At 36.1% G+C, this 19585-nt stretch carries 22 protein-coding genes and 1 other RNA gene; 21 read left to right on the top strand and 2 right to left on the bottom strand.

Going from position 1 to position 19585, the window contains the following annotated elements; genetic code table 11:
* Positions 1-92: 92 nt before the first annotated feature.
* From H560_RS0119585 to H560_RS0119565, 4 genes are all read left to right on the top strand, one after another.
* Positions 93-605, top strand: a complete 513-nt coding sequence (locus H560_RS0119585) for a DUF421 domain-containing protein (RefSeq protein WP_027381540.1) — start codon at positions 93-95, stop codon at positions 603-605.
* A 2-nt stretch (positions 606-607) separates the two neighbouring features.
* A complete protein-coding gene (locus tag H560_RS0119580; RefSeq protein WP_027381539.1) occupies positions 608-1099 on the top strand; it encodes a GNAT family N-acetyltransferase in 492 nt (163 codons plus the stop codon).
* 183 nt (positions 1100-1282) lie between these two features.
* Positions 1283-1477 carry a hypothetical protein gene (locus H560_RS22845; protein ID WP_081414015.1) on the top strand — a complete coding sequence of 65 codons (195 nt, stop codon included), beginning with the start codon at positions 1283-1285 and terminating at the stop codon, positions 1475-1477.
* A 113-nt stretch (positions 1478-1590) separates the two neighbouring features.
* A complete protein-coding gene (locus tag H560_RS0119565) occupies positions 1591-1773 on the top strand; it encodes a hypothetical protein (protein WP_155845055.1) in 183 nt (60 codons plus the stop codon).
* Between the two features lie 92 nt (positions 1774-1865).
* Here H560_RS0119565 and H560_RS0119560 read toward each other — a convergent pair whose 3' ends face one another.
* Complete coding sequence (locus tag H560_RS0119560) at positions 1866-2180, bottom strand: DUF4286 family protein (protein ID WP_027381536.1); 315 nt, start codon at positions 2178-2180, stop codon at positions 1866-1868.
* Between the two features lie 148 nt (positions 2181-2328).
* On the opposite strand from H560_RS0119560, the gene gyrA reads away from it, so the two are divergent.
* The 6 genes from gyrA to H560_RS0119525 all read left to right on the top strand — a co-directional run bounded on the left by gyrA (position 2329) and on the right by H560_RS0119525 (position 9748).
* Positions 2329-4914: a DNA gyrase subunit A gene (gene gyrA / locus H560_RS0119555; RefSeq protein WP_027381535.1), complete on the top strand. Its 2586-nt coding sequence runs from the start codon at positions 2329-2331 to the stop codon at positions 4912-4914.
* 29 nt (positions 4915-4943) lie between these two features.
* Complete coding sequence (locus H560_RS0119550; protein WP_027381534.1) at positions 4944-5975, top strand: tetratricopeptide repeat protein; 1032 nt, start codon at positions 4944-4946, stop codon at positions 5973-5975.
* Between the two features lie 516 nt (positions 5976-6491).
* The gene (locus H560_RS0119540; RefSeq protein WP_027381533.1) at positions 6492-7328 is read left to right on the top strand and encodes a 1,4-dihydroxy-2-naphthoyl-CoA synthase; all 837 of its coding nucleotides are present in this window, start codon (positions 6492-6494) and stop codon (positions 7326-7328) included.
* A gap of 89 nt (positions 7329-7417) precedes the next feature.
* A complete protein-coding gene (gene menA, locus H560_RS0119535; RefSeq protein WP_027381532.1) occupies positions 7418-8347 on the top strand; it encodes a 1,4-dihydroxy-2-naphthoate octaprenyltransferase in 930 nt (309 codons plus the stop codon).
* A gap of 11 nt (positions 8348-8358) precedes the next feature.
* Positions 8359-8805 (top strand): SRPBCC family protein, encoded by a 447-nt coding sequence (locus tag H560_RS0119530; RefSeq protein WP_027381531.1) that lies wholly within the window; start codon positions 8359-8361, stop codon positions 8803-8805.
* A 256-nt stretch (positions 8806-9061) separates the two neighbouring features.
* On the top strand, positions 9062-9748 hold the full coding sequence (locus H560_RS0119525) for a metal-dependent hydrolase (RefSeq protein ID WP_027381530.1): 687 nt from the start codon (positions 9062-9064) through the stop codon (positions 9746-9748).
* Between the two features lie 102 nt (positions 9749-9850).
* On the opposite strand, the gene ffs is transcribed toward H560_RS0119525, so the two are convergent.
* Positions 9851-9948, bottom strand: an RNA gene (gene ffs / locus H560_RS22840) — signal recognition particle sRNA small type.
* 131 nt (positions 9949-10079) lie between these two features.
* On the opposite strand from ffs, the gene H560_RS0119515 reads away from it, so the two are divergent.
* The 11 genes from H560_RS0119515 to H560_RS0119465 all read left to right on the top strand — a co-directional run bounded on the left by H560_RS0119515 (position 10080) and on the right by H560_RS0119465 (position 19500).
* Positions 10080-10679 carry a DUF4199 domain-containing protein gene (locus tag H560_RS0119515; RefSeq protein WP_027381528.1) on the top strand — a complete coding sequence of 200 codons (600 nt, stop codon included), beginning with the start codon at positions 10080-10082 and terminating at the stop codon, positions 10677-10679.
* A gap of 15 nt (positions 10680-10694) precedes the next feature.
* On the top strand, positions 10695-11645 hold the full coding sequence (locus tag H560_RS0119510; protein WP_027381527.1) for a glycosyltransferase family 2 protein: 951 nt from the start codon (positions 10695-10697) through the stop codon (positions 11643-11645).
* Between the two features lie 25 nt (positions 11646-11670).
* A complete protein-coding gene (locus H560_RS0119505; RefSeq protein ID WP_162143873.1) occupies positions 11671-12381 on the top strand; it encodes a DUF3667 domain-containing protein in 711 nt (236 codons plus the stop codon).
* Between the two features lie 8 nt (positions 12382-12389).
* A complete protein-coding gene (locus H560_RS0119500) occupies positions 12390-13091 on the top strand; it encodes a GIN domain-containing protein (RefSeq protein WP_027381525.1) in 702 nt (233 codons plus the stop codon).
* Between the two features lie 75 nt (positions 13092-13166).
* Positions 13167-13523: a four helix bundle protein gene (locus H560_RS0119495; protein ID WP_027381524.1), complete on the top strand. Its 357-nt coding sequence runs from the start codon at positions 13167-13169 to the stop codon at positions 13521-13523.
* Between the two features lie 84 nt (positions 13524-13607).
* Positions 13608-15323: a phospho-sugar mutase gene (locus H560_RS0119490; protein ID WP_027381523.1), complete on the top strand. Its 1716-nt coding sequence runs from the start codon at positions 13608-13610 to the stop codon at positions 15321-15323.
* A 116-nt stretch (positions 15324-15439) separates the two neighbouring features.
* Positions 15440-16693 carry a pyridoxal phosphate-dependent aminotransferase gene (locus tag H560_RS0119485; protein ID WP_027381522.1) on the top strand — a complete coding sequence of 418 codons (1254 nt, stop codon included), beginning with the start codon at positions 15440-15442 and terminating at the stop codon, positions 16691-16693.
* 310 nt (positions 16694-17003) lie between these two features.
* Positions 17004-17408: a hypothetical protein gene (locus H560_RS23065; RefSeq protein ID WP_162143872.1), complete on the top strand. Its 405-nt coding sequence runs from the start codon at positions 17004-17006 to the stop codon at positions 17406-17408.
* Between the two features lie 33 nt (positions 17409-17441).
* The gene (gene kdsB, locus H560_RS0119475) at positions 17442-18164 is read left to right on the top strand and encodes a 3-deoxy-manno-octulosonate cytidylyltransferase (RefSeq protein ID WP_027381520.1); all 723 of its coding nucleotides are present in this window, start codon (positions 17442-17444) and stop codon (positions 18162-18164) included.
* Between the two features lie 76 nt (positions 18165-18240).
* Positions 18241-18903, top strand: coding sequence for a histidine kinase (locus tag H560_RS0119470; protein WP_027381519.1), 663 nt, complete (start codon positions 18241-18243; stop codon positions 18901-18903).
* 18 nt (positions 18904-18921) lie between these two features.
* A complete protein-coding gene (locus tag H560_RS0119465) occupies positions 18922-19500 on the top strand; it encodes a glutathione peroxidase (protein ID WP_027381518.1) in 579 nt (192 codons plus the stop codon).
* The last annotated feature ends 85 nt before the right edge of the window (positions 19501-19585 follow it).

Raw genomic sequence — 19585 nt, 5'->3', positions numbered from 1 at the left:
GTGTTTTTAAATTTTATGTATTGTTTTTTATAATTTAATAATTGTAATCAGGTATGTAAAAAATGTATACATTTGAGTTAAAATAAACTGTTGTGAATCCCATCCTTGATGTTGTCGTCCGGTCTCTCTGCGTCTATCTTTTTATGGTAATTGCGATCCGAATTTTTGGTAAAAACCAGCTTTCCCAGCTCAATGCAGGGGATGTTGTCCTGTTGCTGCTTATTTCAAATGCTGTTCAGAATGCAATGGTGGGCCCGGATACATCTCTTACTGGGGGCCTTGTAGCTGCTTTGGTTCTTTTTGCGGCTAATTTTATTGTTAAAAGATTGATGTTTTCCAACAAAAAATTTGAAGCATTTTTTGAAGATGAACCTGTGATTCTTATAAGGGATGGTAAAATTAATCAGGATGCTTTATTTAAGGTTAAAATAAACAAGCAGGAGCTGGAAGAAGCAATCAGGGAACATGGCGTGGACGGAATTGAAAATGTAAAATTATCTATTTTGGAAGTAGACGGAAACATCAGTGTAATCTCTGAAGACGAGCAAAACAAACAGACCCATTATTCCAGGATTAAAAGAAAAAACAAACGAAAATACCATTAATAATGAACTACGAGCTTAGAGAAATGCTTTCCAGTGATAGCGTAAGGGTTTTGGAAATATTCAGGCAGGGTGTTGAAGGCGGAATTTCCACATTTGAAACAAACATTCCAACTCCGGAGGCCTGGAATATGGAATATTTCAACGACTGCCGCTGGGTTTTGGAAAATGAAAATAATGAAGTTGTAGGCTGGTGTGCCCTGAAGCTTGTCAGCAAAAGGGAGTGTTATCACGGAGTGGCAGAAGTAAGCATTTATTTCGATAATAATTATCAGGGTAAGGGTTTGGGTTCGGTTTTACTTAAAAAGATGATTTTGGATAGCGAAAGCCACGGATTCTGGACTTTACAGGCAAATATATTCTACGAAAATGAAGCATCCATTAAATTCCATCAGAAAAATGGTTTTCGAACGGTAGGAATCAGAAAAAAAATAGCAAAGCTGAACGGAGACTGGAAAGATGTTGTCTTGCTTGAAAAAAGAAGTGATTTATTTTAAGATAATAATAAAAGAAACGAGTAAAAAGTTGAATTAAAGTTTAGATGTAAATTTATTTTAAGTTCAAAAAAGTCTTATAAACACAAAAAAAATAACTATAACACCATCATTCATTCAAACTCATCAATTAATTTTGGCATTAACATTGATATTTTTCACATCGGAATTTGAAAAAGTGAAAAAATGAGAAGTTTGATTAAAGTTGCCGGTGCCGCAACAATTGCAATGTTGATGTTAACTTCATGCATCGTTCATGAGCATCACGGAAGAAGAGGATTGCCTCCCGGACAGGCAAAAAAAGTGTACATCTATAAAAATCCCGGACATGGTCATGGGCATTACAAACATAGAGGTCACGGCCACGGCCGCCACAGATGAGATTAAGAAAAATAGAAGCACTGGAAATTCCGGTGCTTTTGCTTTTTATAAATTAATTGCTGATAATCTTGAAATTGGCATTCAGCTTGATTGTTAAATTCAAAATAAAAAATATGAAAACTTTACCTAAAATTTTCGGAATATTTGTGTTGGCTTACGCTACCAGCGCCTGCCATCCGCCTCCAAGACCGCCGAGACCACCGAAACCTCCAAGACCACACGGAATGTTGGAAAAAAGTCAGGAGCAGTCTAAAACAGATTTAATTTTTACAAGAAAATCTACAGAAAACACATAGAAGTTTAATACAAAAGAGCCCCGAGAAACTCAGGGCTCTTATTTTTTTAATAAAATATTAGTTTAAATCTCAACCTTAACCTTAAACTCAATTTACATCCTTGACTTCTTCTGATTAAGCAAAGTATTAAAAATCATCACTTCCGTCCCGAATCTTTTCTCGATTCTTTCGGCAATATTTACCATTTCGCTTTTTATAAAATCATCTCTCAGATCATCATTATCAAAAATCAAAAGAAGATTATAATTTTTACCCTCCTCAATATAATCACTGTGAACTTCAGAAAGGATATATTTGCTTACATCCATTAAGTTTTCCGTCATTAAAATCAGGGTTTCATCAATATAATTTTCCCAGGCTTCCAGATTATTTTTCGTGGAGTGAAAAGTTATGCTTAATATGCTCATATTTTATGATTTTTTAAGAGTTTGTGGATAAATTCTACCGCAAAAATCGGCAAATTTTTCGTAAATTAGCCCGTTAATAAAAATTCAAAAAAAAATATTTTCAGACATACAGCTAAGGGTCTGACTATCATTATAATAAAATTTGTTTATGCAAAAAGAAGGAGAAAGACTGATTCCTATCAACATTGTTGATGAAATGAAGTCGTCTTATATCGATTATTCGATGTCGGTTATCGTTTCAAGAGCGTTGCCTGATGTAAGAGACGGCTTAAAGCCCGTTCATAGAAGAGTACTTTACGGTATGTATGGACTAGGGGTTTTTTCTAATAGAAAATATTTAAAATCTGCGAGAATTGTTGGGGACGTTTTGGGTAAATACCACCCGCATGGAGACTCTTCTGTATACGATGCAATGGTGAGAATGGCTCAGGACTGGAGCTTGCGTTATCCTCAGGTAGACGGCCAGGGTAACTTCGGATCTATGGACGGTGACCCGCCTGCAGCAATGCGTTACACGGAAGCAAGATTGAAAAAAATCTCCGATGAGGTGCTTTCAGACTTAGACAAAGAAACGGTAGATTTCCAGAATAACTTCGATGATAGTTTAACGGAACCAACGGTTTTACCTTCAAAAATTCCGAATCTTCTTGTAAACGGAACCTCAGGTATTGCGGTAGGGATGGCAACAAACATGGCGCCACATAACTTATCGGAAGCTGTAGATGCTATCTGCGCTTATATTGATAACAGAGAAATCACCATTGATGAGCTCATGCAGCACATCATTGCTCCGGATTTCCCTACAGGTGGGATTATCTATGGATATGACGGGGTAAGGGATGCTTTCCATACCGGAAGAGGAAGGGTGGTTCTTAGAGCTAAAGTTGCCTTTGAAGAAATCGGGAACAGAAACGCAATTATCGTAAACGAAGTTCCTTACCAGGTGAACAAAGCGGAAATGATTGCCAGAACTGCCGAATTGGTAAAAGAGGAAAAAATCCCGGGAATCTACGAAATCAGAGATGAATCCGACAGAAGGGGGCTTCGTATTGTTTATGAATTAAAAAATGATGCGATTCCGAATGTTGTTTTAAACTTATTATATAAATATACATCGCTTCAGACATCTTTCAGCGTTAATAATATTGCTTTGGTTCATGGAAGACCGGAACAGTTAAACCTAAAAGATATCATCCATCATTTTGTGGAGCACAGACATGAGGTAATAGTAAGAAGAACTCAGTTTGAGCTTAAAAAAGCAAAAGAAAGAGCTCACATTCTTGAAGGTTTCATGAAGGTGATCGGAACTCAGGACGCTTTAGATAAAGCCATTTCTATTATCCGTCACTCTGCCAATCCACAGGCTGCGAAAGAAGGATTAATAACAGAATTTGATCTTTCTGAAATTCAGGCTCAGGCCATTCTTGATTTACGTCTTGCACGTCTTACAGGAATGGAGCTTGATAAGATCCGCGACGAGTACGATGCAATTATGAAAGAAATTGCTAATTTGGAAGATATTTTGGCTAATGAACCAAGAAGATTCCAGATTATCAAAGATGAATTAATTGAAGTTAAAGAAAAATACGGTGACGAAAGAAGAACTGAAATAGACTATTCAGGTGGTGAAATGTCAATAGAAGACATCATCCCGAATGAATCTGTAGTTCTTACCATTTCTCATGCAGGATATGTGAAGAGAACGTTGCTTTCAGAATATAAAATCCAAAGTAGAGGCGGTGTAGGAAATAAAGCGGCAACTACAAGAGACTCCGATTTCTTAGAGTATATTGTTTCCGCAACCAATCACCAGTATATGCTGTTCTTTACAGAAAAAGGAAGATGTTACTGGCTAAGAGTATTCGAAATTCCTGAAGGTTCAAAAACTGCGAAGGGAAGAGCGGTACAAAACTTAATTAACATTGAGCCGGACGATAAGATCAAAGCTTATATCAGAACCAATAACTTAAAAGATTCTGAATACATAAATCAAATGAGCGTAGTGATGGTAACTAAAAACGGTACCATTAAGAAAACTTCATTGGAAGCTTATTCAAGACCAAGGGTAAACGGGGTAAATGCTATTGAGATTAGGGATAATGACCAGTTGTTAGGAGCTTATTTAACCAATGGGAATTCACAGATCATGATCGCTACCAAAAACGGTAAATGTATCCGTTTCCCAGAAGAAAAAGTAAGAGAAGTAGGTAGAGGTTCTATCGGGGTTCGTGGTATCGCGATGGAGGATAATGATGAGGTTATTGGTATGATTGTTGTGAATGATGTGGAGAAAGAAACGGTTCTTGTGGTATCCGAAAAAGGATATGGTAAGAGAACCGCCGTGGAAGACTACAGAATTACCAACAGAGGAGGAAAAGGAGTTATCACGCTTAATATTACTGAGAAAACAGGTAATCTGATCGCTATTCAGAACGTGACGGATGAAGACGGATTGATGATTATCAACAAATCCGGAGTTGCAATCCGTATGAATATGGATGAGATGAGAGTAATGGGTAGAAATACTCAGGGAGTAAGAATGATCAACCTTAAGAAAAATGACGAAATTGCAGCCATTGCAAAAGTAGAAATGGATAAGGATGTGGCAGATGAAGAAGAAAATGAAGAGGCGGCAGAAAACATAGCTGATAACCAGGAAAACAATATGGAAGAACCTCAGGCAGAAAACCAAAACCCTACTGAGGAAACAGAGAATTCTGATTCGGAAGAATAGTATTGTACAATTAATATAAAATAGTGATTATGAGAAAGCTAATTTTAGGGATGGCTATCGTGGCATCAGCTTTTGCTTTTGGGCAGAAAGAAGATGCAAACGCTAAGCTGCAAGAAGCTAACAAAGCGGCAATGGATGCATATAATGCTAAAAACTATGCTGTGGCGGCTCCTAAGTTTATGGAAGTTTATAACTTACTGAAAACAAACGGGCAGGATAATAAAGTATATATGTATTACTCAGGACTTAATTATGCTTTGGCAAACGATATTCCTCAGGCTACTAAAATATATACAGATTTAATTAATTCCGGATATACAGGAGTAGAAACAAATTATACTGCTAAAGACAAAAAAACAGGTCAGGTTGCTACTTATGACAAAGCGACTTGGGAATTGCTGAAAAAATCAGGAGGAGATTATACAGATTTCAAAACTGAGCAGACTCCAAGTGTTGAGCAGGATTTGTACGAAACTTTATCAACCTTATTGTTAAATGCTAAGAAAAATGACGAAGCATTGGCGATTATTGAAAAAGGTCTTGCAAAATTCCCGAACAGTGCTAAACTAAAAGAATATCAGGGATCAGCATTATATGCATCAGGAAATACCGATAAATTCATGCAGAACCTGAAAGAGCAGTTAGCGAAAAACCCTAATGATGCTACCAACTGGTATAATTTAGGAGTTCTTCAGGCAAAAAACCCTGAAACAGCTAATGACGCAATGACTTCCTTCCAGAAGGCAATCGAGCTTAAGCCGGACTTCTCTAATGCTTATCAAAATTTAGTGTATACAGCTATCGGAGATGATGAAAAAGCGGTAAGCGAAATCAATACGCTTAGAAAAACTAAGCCGGATGATGCTACAAAACTGATTGATGCAAGAAAGGAAAGATTCAACAAAGCTTTACCTTATGCTGAAAAATGGTATCAGGCTGTACCGAATGACATTAATGCTGTCCAGATGCTGAAAGAAATCTACAGTATCACAAAAAATACAGCAAAATACAATGAAATGAAAGCTAAAGAAACTGAGTTAGCAAAACAGCCCGCTAAATAATTTTCAAACATTGAATACATATAAACCGGAACATTTTGTTTCGGTTTTTTTGTTTGATTTTGGAGCTTTTTCCCGCTTTCCGCACTCGCTATTTTCAGGATTTCGGCGGCGGCTTTGCCGCCGCCGAAATCCTGAAAATGAGCTTAAACAATGCTACAATCGGGGCTAGGATGGCAGGACTGGTGGCTTCGAGAGCCTCAGCCACCAGTCACTAGTAGTCTTTTTTTATAACTTATATCCATTCTATTTGTCATCCCGCGATATTTAAGCAAAATTTTAACAGAAAGGTGGTATCTGAGTATATACAGAATGACAAATGCTGTATTTTTTCTTTGCTGAGTTAAATGTCTTTGCGAAAAATATTCACAAACATTAAAAAAGAAAGCTTAGTGTTCTTTGCATAAAATCAATTAAATTTTAAACCAAAAACTTTCACAAATTTCCCAACGATTATCATCAAAAATCAATGTTAAAATTCTATGTAATTCCGTATCTTTGAGAAAAATTTTTACAAAAATGATCGAGTGGAAAACCGTCAAAGAATACGAAGATATTACATATAAAAAATGTAATGGTGTAGCGAGAATCGCTTTCAACAGACCGGAAATTCGCAATGCTTTCAGACCAAAAACTACCTCAGAACTATACGATGCTTTTTATGACGCTTATGAAGATTCTTCCATAGGTGTTGTACTGCTTTCAGGAGAAGGGCCAAGTCCGAAAGACGGAGGTTGGGCATTCTGCAGCGGAGGAGATCAGAAGGCGAGAGGGCATCAGGGATACGTAGGTGAAGACGGAAGACATCGTTTGAATATTCTTGAAGTTCAGCGTCTGATTCGTTTTATGCCGAAAGTAGTCATTGCGGTGGTTCCGGGATGGGCTGTTGGTGGAGGTCATTCTCTTCATGTCGTTTGCGATCTTACTCTGGCGAGTAAAGAGCACGCTATTTTCAAGCAGACAGATGCCGATGTTACCAGCTTTGATGGTGGTTACGGATCAGCATATCTTGCAAAAATGGTCGGACAGAAAAAAGCTCGTGAAATTTTCTTTTTAGGCAGAAATTATTCTGCGCAGGAAGCTCTGGATATGGGAATGGTAAACGCAGTAATTCCTCACGACGAATTGGAAGATACAGCTTATGAATGGGCTCAGGAAATTTTAGCTAAATCTCCTACATCCATCAGAATGCTGAAATTCGCAATGAACCTTACAGACGACGGAATGGTTGGTCAGCAGGTTTTCGCGGGAGAAGCAACCCGTTTGGCTTATATGACGGAAGAAGCAAAAGAAGGAAGAAACGCCTTCCTGGAAAAGAGAAAGCCTGATTTCGGAGAAAATCAATGGATATCATAAAATAAGAAGTTAGAGGTTAGAAATTAGATATTAGCTTTTGCAGCTTTAAGAATCTAACTTCTAACTTCTAATATCTAACATCTAAATATATGACGGATTGGATAAAAGCCGCAAGGCTTAGAACATTACCGCTTTCCTTGAGCGGAATTATAATGGGAGCTTTCATCGCAAAATGGAGGCTTTATGGTGAAGGCGGATTTTGGGATTGGAGAATTTTTGCACTGGCACTTTTAGTGACATTGCTGTATCAGATCCTTTCAAATTACGCTAATGATTACGGAGACGGAATCAAAGGAACCGATGCAAAAAGAGCCACGGAAGCAGAATCCAGAGCGGTAGCATCAGGAAGGATTACAGCAAAACAGATGAGAAATGCAGTCATTCTTTTCTCAGTTTTATCCTTTGTCGCGACAGTTGCGCTTCTGTACGTTGCTTTCATTCCAAAATATATGAATGAATTTTACATTTTCATTGGATTGGGAGTGGCAAGTATCTTAGCGGCAATTGGGTATACAGTAGGTAAAAAACCTTATGGATACATGGGATTGGGAGACATTTTTGTTTTTATCTTTTTCGGTCTGGTTTCTGTTTGCGGGAGCTATTTTTTATTTACTAAAACGTTCAGCTGGGATATGCTTTTGCCGGGAACAGCAGTGGGAATGATGAGTATGGCAGTCTTGAATCTTAATAATATGAGAGACATTGAAAGCGACAGATTATCAGGAAAAAACAGCTTTGCATTAAGAATAGGATTCAAAAATGCCATGATTTATGAAATGATCTTGCTGCAGCTTCCTCTGATTTTGATTTTGATGTTTTTAGGAATTAATGGCTTCTTCCAGACACAGAATTATTATGTTTTCATCGTAATGATTTTATTACTGCCTTTAATGAAGCTGAGAAGAAAAATAATGGCTGTAAAAGAACCGCGAGAGCTTGATCCGTTTTTGAAGCAAGTCGGGATTATGACTTTTGTGATGGCGGTTCTTACTGCTTTCGGGCTTAATTTTTTTAACTAAAATATTTCAATATGAGTTCAAATATCTATGTTGAAGCTCAAATGCTGATAAGAAAACCGATTGAAGACGTTTTCGAAGCATTTATCACTCCGGAAATAACAACCAATTTTTGGTTTACAAAGTCAACAGGAAAACTCGAAGAAGGCAAAACAGTTACCTGGGAATGGGAAATGTACGGCGCAAAATCTGATGTTAAAGTTCTCCAAATTGTTCAAAATCAATTGATAAAAACGATTTGGGGAGAACCTTCAACAAATGTAGATTATGAATTCAAAAGAATGGAAAAAGGAACTCTGGTAATTATTAAAAGTTACGGATTTTCTCAGAAAGGAGAAGATTTGTTAAAAATAATCAATGACAATACAGGAGGTTTCACAACGGTTTTAGACGGTTGTAAAGCTTACTTAGAGCACGGAATTAATCTAGGGTTGATTGAAGATAAGTTTCCATCTAATTGAGAAATGAACAATTCTAATATTTTAATCGTGTCATTCGTGAAATATTAGAATTATTTGTATTTAAAAATAAAGATGCTTCTACAGGCTCAGCATGGCAGTGTTATAACTTAGGTTAGGTTAAAACAGTTAGTTGAGCGCGCTGTCATGCTGAGCGGGGTCGAAGCATCTCATTCGCAGGTTTTTTCGAATTTCAATTTGAGTTATTCGTGAAAAATATTTGTGCCATTCGGGTTAAAAACTTAAAAAAATAAATAAAATGAAAATACAGTATCTGGGACAAAACTGTTTTTTGTTCACTTATAAAGACAAAACAATTCTTTGTGACCCTTTCTACAACTACAAAAAAGCAGAATCAGGGTTTGATATTGCCGCTCAGAAAATTGATTATATTTTACTGACTCACGCGCATGGAGATCATATTGCAGATGTGGAGGAAGTATTACAGTATCATCCGGAAGCAACTATTATTGCGGTTCCGGAAATTTGCGGTCACTTCAAAATGGCTAAAAATACGGATGATGTAAATCTTGGAGGCTCAGCAAAAATCGATGATCTTAAAATTTCCATGGTTCCGGCTCATCATACAAGTTCGTTTCCTGACGGAAGCTACGGAGGTGTTCCTGTAGGATATATTTTCAGATTGCCGGAAGGTAAAAACCTTTATTTGGCTGGTGATACGGGCGTAATGGCTGATATGGAACTTTTCCCGAGACTATACGGACATTTGGATTTATCCATTCTTCCAATTGGAAGCCACTATACAATGTGTGCTAGAAAAGCGGCTTTTGCAGCAGCGGAATTGTTGAAAACTCCGAAAGTAATCGGATGTCATTTCGATACTTTCCCTGCCATTGAAATTAATCACGAAAGTGCATTGAAACATTTTGCAGACAAAAATGTAGAGCTTGTTTTACCAAAGCTGGGTGAGGAGTTCGAATTTTAAATAAATGAAAGGTAATTTGAAAATCAGAATGGAATTGTTGAAAAGTTTAGAAACAAAAAAAGATAATTTTCAAATTACCTCTCTTCAACTAAAACCAATAAAAAATGGCAAGCTACCTAAATCACACCGCTACGACCAATTACCTTTGCTGCGTTCCCACCCTGGAGGATTCTCAGGAGCTGGTTGTTTAGGACTTGCCGGTGCAAAGATAGGAATATTTTATAAAATTGAAAACTTATTAAAGAAAATTAGTTGAAAAAAATGCAGCAATACAACTAAGATATTGAATGCTAGAACAATAATTTTTCAACTTTTTTCTAAAAAATTAGATATGACGAAAAGCCCTTCCACATTAGGAATTATACTGTTTGGAGCTACGATGATTGTTTTTTTCGTGGTGTATTACTTCTTTTCAGGAGTTAATTATTTTGATATTTCATTGAAAGCCAATGCTTTTGTATTACCGATCTTGTACGCCGGAGCAGCGTTCTGGTCAGTAAAAACATATTGGAATAATAATAGAGTAGTGAGTTTCAAAGAAGCCTTTAAAAGAGCTTTTGTTCCGATGTTTGTCGGAGGAATTCTCTCTATTTTCAGCATTTTTGCGTATCTCAATTTTGTAGATACGGATGCAAAAAAATTGTTGAATTACCAATATGTAACCAGACAAAAAGCTGAATTGGATAAAGAATATACTTCAGCGAGAAAGGTTTTGAAACATCAAAAAGATATAGACGAGCTGGATCAGAAATACAAGGAAAGACTTCAAAGTTTTACTCCTGAAGCTGTTAAAGGAAAAGATATGCTTACGGCAAGTCATTTTTCAGGATATTTTGCGGCAATTCTTATATTTTACGTAGTTTTGTCAGTGTTTTTCGGGGCGTTTTTCAGAACGAAAACTATTTACCAAGAAGAACAAAATCAAGAATAATTTTATTAAAATTACATGAATTTATCTATAGTTATTCCGTTGCTCAATGAAGAAGACTCTCTGGAAGAGCTTTTTTCGAGGATTGATAATGTTTGCAGGTCAAACAATTTATCATATGAAATCTGGTTTGTGGATGACGGAAGTACAGATCTATCCTGGAGCATTATTGAAAATCTAAAGATTCAGAATCCACAGGTTCACGCCATCAAATTCTCTAAAAATTACGGGAAATCACAAGCGCTTCATGCAGCTTTTGAAAGAACAAATGGTGATGTAATTATTACAATGGATGCTGATTTACAGGATTTTCCTGAAGAAATTCCAGAGCTGTATGCAATGGTGGTGAATGAAAATTACGATATTGTTTCCGGATGGAAAAAGAAGCGTTTTGATAATGTCATGACGAAAAATGTTCCGTCAAAATTATTCAATGCGGCGGCCAGAAAAGTTTCCGGCGTTTATCTTCATGATTTCAATTGCGGATTAAAAGCATATAAAAAGCAGGTTGTAAAAACCATAGATGTTTACGGAGACATGCACCGATACATTCCGGTTTTGGCTGCCAATGCGGGTTTCAGAAGAATTACGGAAAAAGAGGTTCAGCATCAGGCAAGACCTTATGGGACATCAAAATTCGGGACAGAAAGATTTATCAGAGGTTTTCTGGACTTGGTAACACTTTGGTTTGTAAGCCGTTTCGGAGGAAGGCCAATGCACTTTTTCGGGGCTGTGGGTACACTGATGTTTATTTTTGGTTTTCTTTCTGCGCTTTGGCTGGGAGTTTCAAAGTTAATTGATGTTTCCAGAGGTATTTACGGTCATTTAATTACCAGCAACCCTTGGTTTTACATCGCTTTAACGATGATGATTATGGGAACACTGCTATTCGTGGCAGGATTTTTAGGTGAAATGATTATCAGAACGAATAGGGAACATAAAAATTACAATATTGACGAAGTAATTTAATTAATGAATGAATAAAAAAAGTTGTTTGAACTGTGGTCATTCAATCTCCGATGAGTTTTGCCCTCATTGCGGACAGAAAGCGGACACAGCAAGAATAACTCCAAAATCTCTCATTAAAAATGATATCCTCGGATCAATCTGGCATGTAGAAGCGAGATTTTTCAACACTTTAAAAGATATTATCATCAGGCCGGGCAAAACGGCAATGGATTATATTTCAGGAAAAAGAATCAGATACAATAATTTTATATCATTGTTGCTGGTTCTTTTTGGTTTTAATGTGCTTGGGCTGCATTTTTATGGAAAATTTGCTCCACCGGAAACTTTGGCAGATGATTCTGAAATAAGAATGTTTTTTTCAAAATATTCTAAAACCATTTTATTCATTATTATTCCTATGCTTGCGGTTCATGCTTATTTTCTTTTTAGAAGGGTAAAATTGAATATTGCTGAGCATTTTATTATAGCAACAGTAAGCTTATTAGGAATTTTAATCATATTTTTGTTCGACGATATTGTAAGTCTGATTGGTTTGTGGAAACCTGTTTCAAAGATTTTCGATATTTTCGACAATATTATATTCGGTCTTTTTATTCTCTTCCCTGCACTCACTTACTGGAATGCTTTTAAAAATATATACTCTACACCAGGTTTATTCTGGAGGGTATTGGTTCTGTATGTTTTGATGGGAATAGAAAGTTCTGTATTGATTTTAGCTTTATATAAGGTAGTTTAAATTAAAATATGAAAAATATACTATACACATTCTTATTTGTTAGCCTTGTTTCCTGTGGTAAAGTTTCACCAAAAGGCAATATTGAAAGGAAGAATGTGGATGTTTCTGAGTTTGTAAATCTGGATCTGGAAGGAAAATTCCGTGTATTTTATGCAAGGGGTCCAAAAAACTTCATGGAAATAGAAACATACCCCAATGTGGCTGATAATCTGGATGTGGATGTAGATGATAAGACACTTTCCATCAAAGAAAAACGCGGAACAAAAGGCGTCGATTTTTATAATATCACCATTTATTCAAAATATAATCTGGAAAAAGTATCGATTTCCGATTCTGTGGAAATGAATATATCAAGTGAAATTAAGACCGACAATTTTAAGCTTAATTTAAAAAATAATGCTACTTTTATGGGTTCGGTGAACACAAGAAGAGCGGAGGTTGAAATGCTGAACAGAAGCAGGGCAAATTTTCTTGGACAAACCAGGGATGCAGTGATAAAGATCTCTGATACAGCAAGTTTAATAGCTCCGTACTGGAAAATCGAGAACCTTAAAATTGATTCGAAGAACGGAAATTATGCAGAAGTTAATGTAAAAGATTCATTAAAAGGACATATCCAGAACACGGCGAAATTTGTTTATTATAATGACCCGATCAGAGCATTTAAGATAGACAAAGAAACACGGGTGGAGAATAAAAAACTGGATTAGAAAAGGCTGGAAGAAGGAAGCTGGATGATGGAAGAACTATACACACAAATTAAATGATGGGAAAAATTTTAACTGATGAGTTTCAAATTTGAAAAGTTAATTATTTGGCAGAAATCTATGGATTATGGTGAAAATATTTTTAAATTATCACAGAATTTTCCAAAAGAAGAGGCCTTTAACTTAACATCACAAATAAGAAGAGCTTCAGATTCGATTGCACTTAATATATCCGAAGGCAGTATTCTACAATCAAAATTAGAATTTAAAAAATTTTTAGGATACTCAATTTGCTCCTTAGCTGAAGTTGTAACCTGTTTGTATAAAACGAAAAACAAGAAATATATTTCAGAGCAGGATTTTAATAAAATGTATAATGAAAGTTATAATCTTATGAATCAGATTATAGCATTTAGGAATCAAATAAAAGAATAAAGGGCGGGAAGCCTGAAGCGGGGATGATGGAAGACCTCCCGCTCCCTTACTTCCAGCTTCCACCAAATAAAAAAAATTACAAATATGACAACACTAGAAAAAGCAAAACTTTGGTTGCATGAATCATTTGATAAGGAAACAAGAGATGCTGTTCAGCTTTTAATTGAAGGAAATTCTCCGGATCTGGAGGACTCTTTTTACAGGGAGCTGGAATTCGGTACCGGAGGAATGAGAGGGATTATGGGGGTTGGAACCAATCGTTTAAATAAATACACGTTAGGTCAAGCTACACAGGGACTTGCGAATTATATGCTAAAGCAGTTTCAAGGTGAAGAAATCAAAGTTGCGATTGCGTATGACGTAAGAAATAATTCAAAAGAATTCGGAAAGCTGGTGGCAGATGTTTTGACGGCAAACGGGATTAAAGTATTGCTTTTCAAAGATCACAGGCCGACTCCGGAATTGTCTTTCACGGTAAGAAACAGAAACTGTCACGGAGGAATTGTACTGACGGCTTCTCACAATCCACCGGAATACAACGGATATAAAGTGTATTGGAATGACGGGGCACAAATTGTTCCGCCGCACGACGAAGCGATTATCAAAGAGGTGTATTCTGTAAAATTTGATGAAATTAAATTTAACGGAAATGATGATCTTATTGAATGGATCGGAGAGGAGCAGGATGATGTTTATATTGATGCCTGTATAGAAAACTCTACCTATCAGAACGTTGGGAAAGAAAATTTAAATATTGTTTTCACATCCATCCACGGAACTACTTATACAACGGTTCCGAAAGCACTGGAAAAAGCAGGCTTTAAAAAGATAGATTTAGTAAGAGAGCAGATGATCCCAAGCGGAAATTTCCCGACAGTAGATTCTCCGAACCCGGAAGAGCCTGCAGCATTGGAGATGGCGATGGATCTTGCAAAAATTACCAATGCAGATATTGTTATCGGGACGGATCCGGATGGCGACAGATTAGGAATTGCAGTAAGAAATCTGGATGGTGAAATTCAGTTATTGAATGGAAATCAGTGTAATACGATCTTAACGTATTATATTTTAAATGAATGGAGAAAACAGGGAAAAATCACTGGTTCAGAATTTATTGGTTCTACGATTGTGACTTCAGATATTTTCTTTGACATTGCTCAGAAATTCGGCGTTCAGTGTAAAGCAGGGCTTACCGGATTCAAATGGATCGGGAAAATGATCCGTGATGTGGAAGGAAAAGAGAAATTCATTTGCGGTGGAGAAGAAAGCTTCGGATTTATGACGGGAGATTTCGTTCGTGATAAAGACTCTTGCGGAAGTATCGTCCTTGCCTGCGAAATTGCAGCATGGTGCAAAGCAAACGGAAGAACAATGTATCAATACCTTATCGAGATCTATCAGGAAACAGGAATGTATTATGAAGGCCTGGTAAACCTGGTAAGAAAAGGGAAAGACGGTGCAGAGGAAATAGAAAATATGATGAAAAACTTCCGTGAAAATCCACCTAAGCAATTAGCGGGTTCACCGGTTGAAGAAGTGAAGGATTTTAAAGAACAGACCAATCTTGTTGTTTCTAAAAATGAAAAATTGGTAATGAATGACATTCCAAAATCAAATGTACTGATTTATTACACTCAGGACGGAACAAAAGTTTGCGTAAGACCTTCAGGGACAGAACCAAAAATTAAATTTTATATCTCAGTAAAAGATTCTGTTACTTCTGAAGCAGATTTCAGGGACAAATTAAAATCTTTGGATGAGAAGATTAATCAGGTAAAAAACGATTTACAACTAACATAAAAATAGGGTTTAGGATTTAGGAAAAAGGAATTAGGTAAATTTTTTGTACGCAGAAATTTAGACCTAAAACCTAATTCCTAAGCCCTCAAAACGAATTCTAATTAAATAAAAATAAAGTGAAAGTTTCAAAATTAGCTGCGAACCTGATCGGTTCTGAGATTGTAAAAATTGGTAATGAAGTAAATGATTTAAAAGCGAAAGGAGCGGAAATTGCGAATCTTACGATTGGTGATTTAAATTCTAATATTTATCCGATTCCTGCAAAATTGAAGGAAGAAATTCAGAAGGCTTATCAGAATAACCTGACAAATTATCCGCCTGCTAACGGACTTTTATCTTTAAGAAAAGAGGTTTCTAAAGACTTGAAAACAAGATGGAATCTGGATTATTCACCTAATGATATTTTGATTACGGCTGGTTCAAGACCCTTGATCTATGCAGTGTACAAAACAATTGTAGACGAGGGTGATAAAGTAGTTTATCCAACACCATCATGGAATAACAACCATTATGCTTACCTTACTTCAGCTGATGCTGTGGAAGTAAAAACGACTCCTGAAAATAATTTCCTTCCGACTGCGGATGATGTAAGACCTCATTTGGATGGAGCGGTTTTATTGGCTCTTTGTTCACCGTTAAACCCTACAGGAACGATGTTCACAAAAGAACAGCTTTCAGAAATCTGCGAACTGGTATTAGCTGAAAACAAAAAAAGAGGCGAAGATGAGAAGCCATTGTACCTGATGTATGATCAAATCTATTCAAACCTTACTTTTGGAGCAAAACACGTGGATCCTGTGTCTCTTTTCCCTGAAATGAGAGACTATACCATCTATATCGACGGAATTTCAAAATGCCTTGCTGCTACTGGAGTTCGTGTAGGCTGGGGATTCGGTCCTACTCATATTTTAGATAAAATGAAGGCTCTTTTGACGCACGTGGGAGCTTGGGCTCCAAAACCGGAGCAGGAAGCCACTGCAAAATATTATGAAAATCCGGAGGAAGTAAACGCTTTCGTTGAAGATTTCAAGGATAAGCTGGAGGCAAGCCTGAAAGTTCTTCACGCAGGGATTCAGGATTTAAAAGCAAAAGGCCTTTCTGTAGACAGCATTGAACCGATGGGAGCACTTTACCTTACCATTAAATTAGACTATATCGGAAAAACAAAACCGGACGGATCCAAAATTGAAAATTCTTCTGACCTGGTATTTTATTTAATCAATGAAGCTGGAGTGGCTTTGGTTCCTTTCTCTGCTTTCGGGGAAGAAAAATCTGAGCCCTGGTTCAGAGCATCTGTAGGTGGTTTAGCTACGGAAGAAATTTCATCAATGATGCCGAAATTGGAAACAGCATTAAATGCTTTAAAATAATTTAATATAATAGATGCTTCGGCTCCCTCAGCATGACGATTCTAATACTAACTGCTTTATTAGCAGTATATTTTTAACGATGTCATGCTGAGCCTGTCGAAGCTTTTTTCAAATTTATAATAAAGTGAAACTATCCCGGAAGTTTTTTCTTGAAACCAAATTCTTAAGTTATGCGACAATAGGGATTATTGTTTTAGTAATTGTAAGTGTCTGGATTTCAGGATTAAATTCTCACAGATCTTTATTTCAAAATTCTATTCTCTCAACTTCGATTTTAGCCATTTCCTTTTTTCTGTTTATCAGTTTAGGATTGTATTATGGTTTAAAATTAAAAGAAAATGTGGGGCATGTTTTAACAAGAGACAGGATTAAAAAATATTCGGATAGAACGCCTCAAATCAGCAACTTAGATTTTGATATTCCTGCTGTTGGTGATAGTATAGGTGGTATTATACTTTCCATTGTTTTATGGATATTATTTACTATTGTTCTGGTTTTTCTTTTATATTTTCTTGGAGTCTTTTTTTGGGCGGTAATTTTATTATTTGCAGCAATGTTATATTGGATTTTTTTCCGAGCTTTACGTTTGGTATTTAAAAATTCAAAGCATTGTAAAGGGGATTTGCTGAGAAGTTTGGCTTTCGGATTTTTTTATTCATTTTTGTATATTTCATGGATATATGGAATTATCTTTTTAGTTAATTATTTAGGTTAAAACTCATAATTAATAACTTATAATTATTTACGTATGAAAATCATCGCAGTTATTCCTGCCCGTTACGAAGCAAGCCGATTTCCTGCTAAGCTGATGCAGATGCTGGGAGAGAAAACCGTTATCACTACCACGTATCAGAATGTGGTGGAAACAGGTTTGTTTGATGAAGTTTTTGTGGCTACAGACTCGGAAATTATCTTTGATGAAATTAGTAAGAACGACGGGAAAGCGGTAATGACAGGTCAGCATGAAACCGGAAGCGATCGTATTGCGGAAGCTGTACAAAATATTGACTGTGATATTGTTATCAATGTTCAGGGGGACGAACCTTTCTTAAAATTAGAACCGTTACAACAATTGATCGATGTTTTTCATAACGATGAAAACCAGGAAATTTCTTTAGCCTCATTAAAAATAAAGCTTACAGAAAAAGAAGAGATTGAAAACCCCAATAATGTAAAAGTAATTACGGATAATAACGGTTTTGCATTATATTTCAGTCGTTCTGTGATCCCTTTTCACAGGGAAATTTCTTATGATATCAGCTATTTTAAGCACATTGGGGTCTATGCTTTCAGGAAACATGCTTTAATTCAATTTTCAAAGCTGGAAATGAAGCCTTTGGAGATTTCAGAAAAAATAGAATGCATCCGTTACCTTGAATATGGTATGAAAATCAAGCTGATAGAAACCAATTTTATAGGGGTAGGTATCGACACGCCTGAAGATCTTGAAAAAGCAAGAAAGCTTATCTAGGCTAATCAGCAAAATAGCTTATTGCCTTTTGCCCTTTTACAAATTCGCCTTATATTTGAATTTATAAAAAGAATTAATGAAGAAAATATTTGTAGTATTCGTCCTGATCTTTTCTCAGATTTTCTATGCACAGACTGCAAAGGAAATTATAGATAAAAATATCGAAATGTCCGGAGGATTAACGAATTGGAAGCTGTTAAATTCAGTATTGCTTCAGGGGAAAGTAATTTTGGGAGTGAAAGATGAATATCCTATAAAAATCTACCAGCAGCGCCCGAATCTTACCAAGACAATCATTACAATTAATGGAAAAGATACAGCTATTGAAGGATTTGACGGTACAAAAGGCTATGCAATGAATTATGCAACGAATAAACTTCAGGTTTATCCGGAATATGTATCAGAAAGTTTTGATAATGACTTTATTGATTGGGAAAGCAAAGGTTTCGATGCTAAATATTTAGGAAAGGAAAAGATCGGAAATATTTATTGTCATAAGGTAGAATTAACGAAAAATGTAAATAAAAACATCTATTATTTCGATACCAAAACTTATATGCTTTTGAGAGAAATTAAAAAAGATGAAACCCTGGATTATTCCGAATACAAAAAGATAGGAAACTTATCAATGCCTTTCAGGATAGAATCTTCAAGCACCAAAAAGGATGGGGATTACGTAATGCTGATGAATAGGATAGATATCAATAAAGTATTTCCGGCTAATATTTTTAAATTTTAATTAAATAATCAATTTAATATGAAAAAATTATTTTTAGTGCTGCTTTCTTTTGTAGCGTTTTTTAACAGCTGTGCCCAGAAAAAAAGTGATGCCTCTAAATCTAAAACCAAAGAACTTATGGGAAAATCAATTTACGATTTTAAGGTAGATGCCTTGGAAGAAGGAAAACAAATCAATTTTGCTGATTTCAAAGGGAAGAAAATTCTTATTGTAAACACAGCATCAGAATGTGGTTTTACTCCGCAATATGCTGATCTTGAGAAAGTTTCACAAGAGTATAAAGATAAATTGGTAGTTGTAGGATTTCCTGCCAACAATTTTGGCGGTCAGGAGCCCGGAACCAATGCAGAAATAGGAGCTTTTTGCCAGAAGAATTATGGAGTAACTTTTCCGTTAGCATCTAAAGTTTCAGTAAAAGGAGATGACACAGCACCAATCTTCAAATATTTAACTGAAAAAGAACTAAACGGAGTAAAAAATACAAAGATCCTTTGGAACTTTACAAAATTCTTAATCGATGAAAACGGAAAGCTTATCGATTCTTTTGTAAGTACTACCAAACCAACGGATGAAGCGATTACAAAATATTTGAAATAAAATAAAATAAACGCTTCGACTTCGCTCAGCGTGACACTCTGCTAAATAAACAGTAGTATTAGAAATGTCACGCTGAGCGAAGTCG

It is taken from the genome of Chryseobacterium daeguense DSM 19388 (genome assembly GCF_000430825.1).
GTDB classification, from domain to species: domain Bacteria; phylum Bacteroidota; class Bacteroidia; order Flavobacteriales; family Weeksellaceae; genus Chryseobacterium; species Chryseobacterium daeguense.
This window is presented reverse-complemented; position numbering and strand designations above follow the sequence as displayed.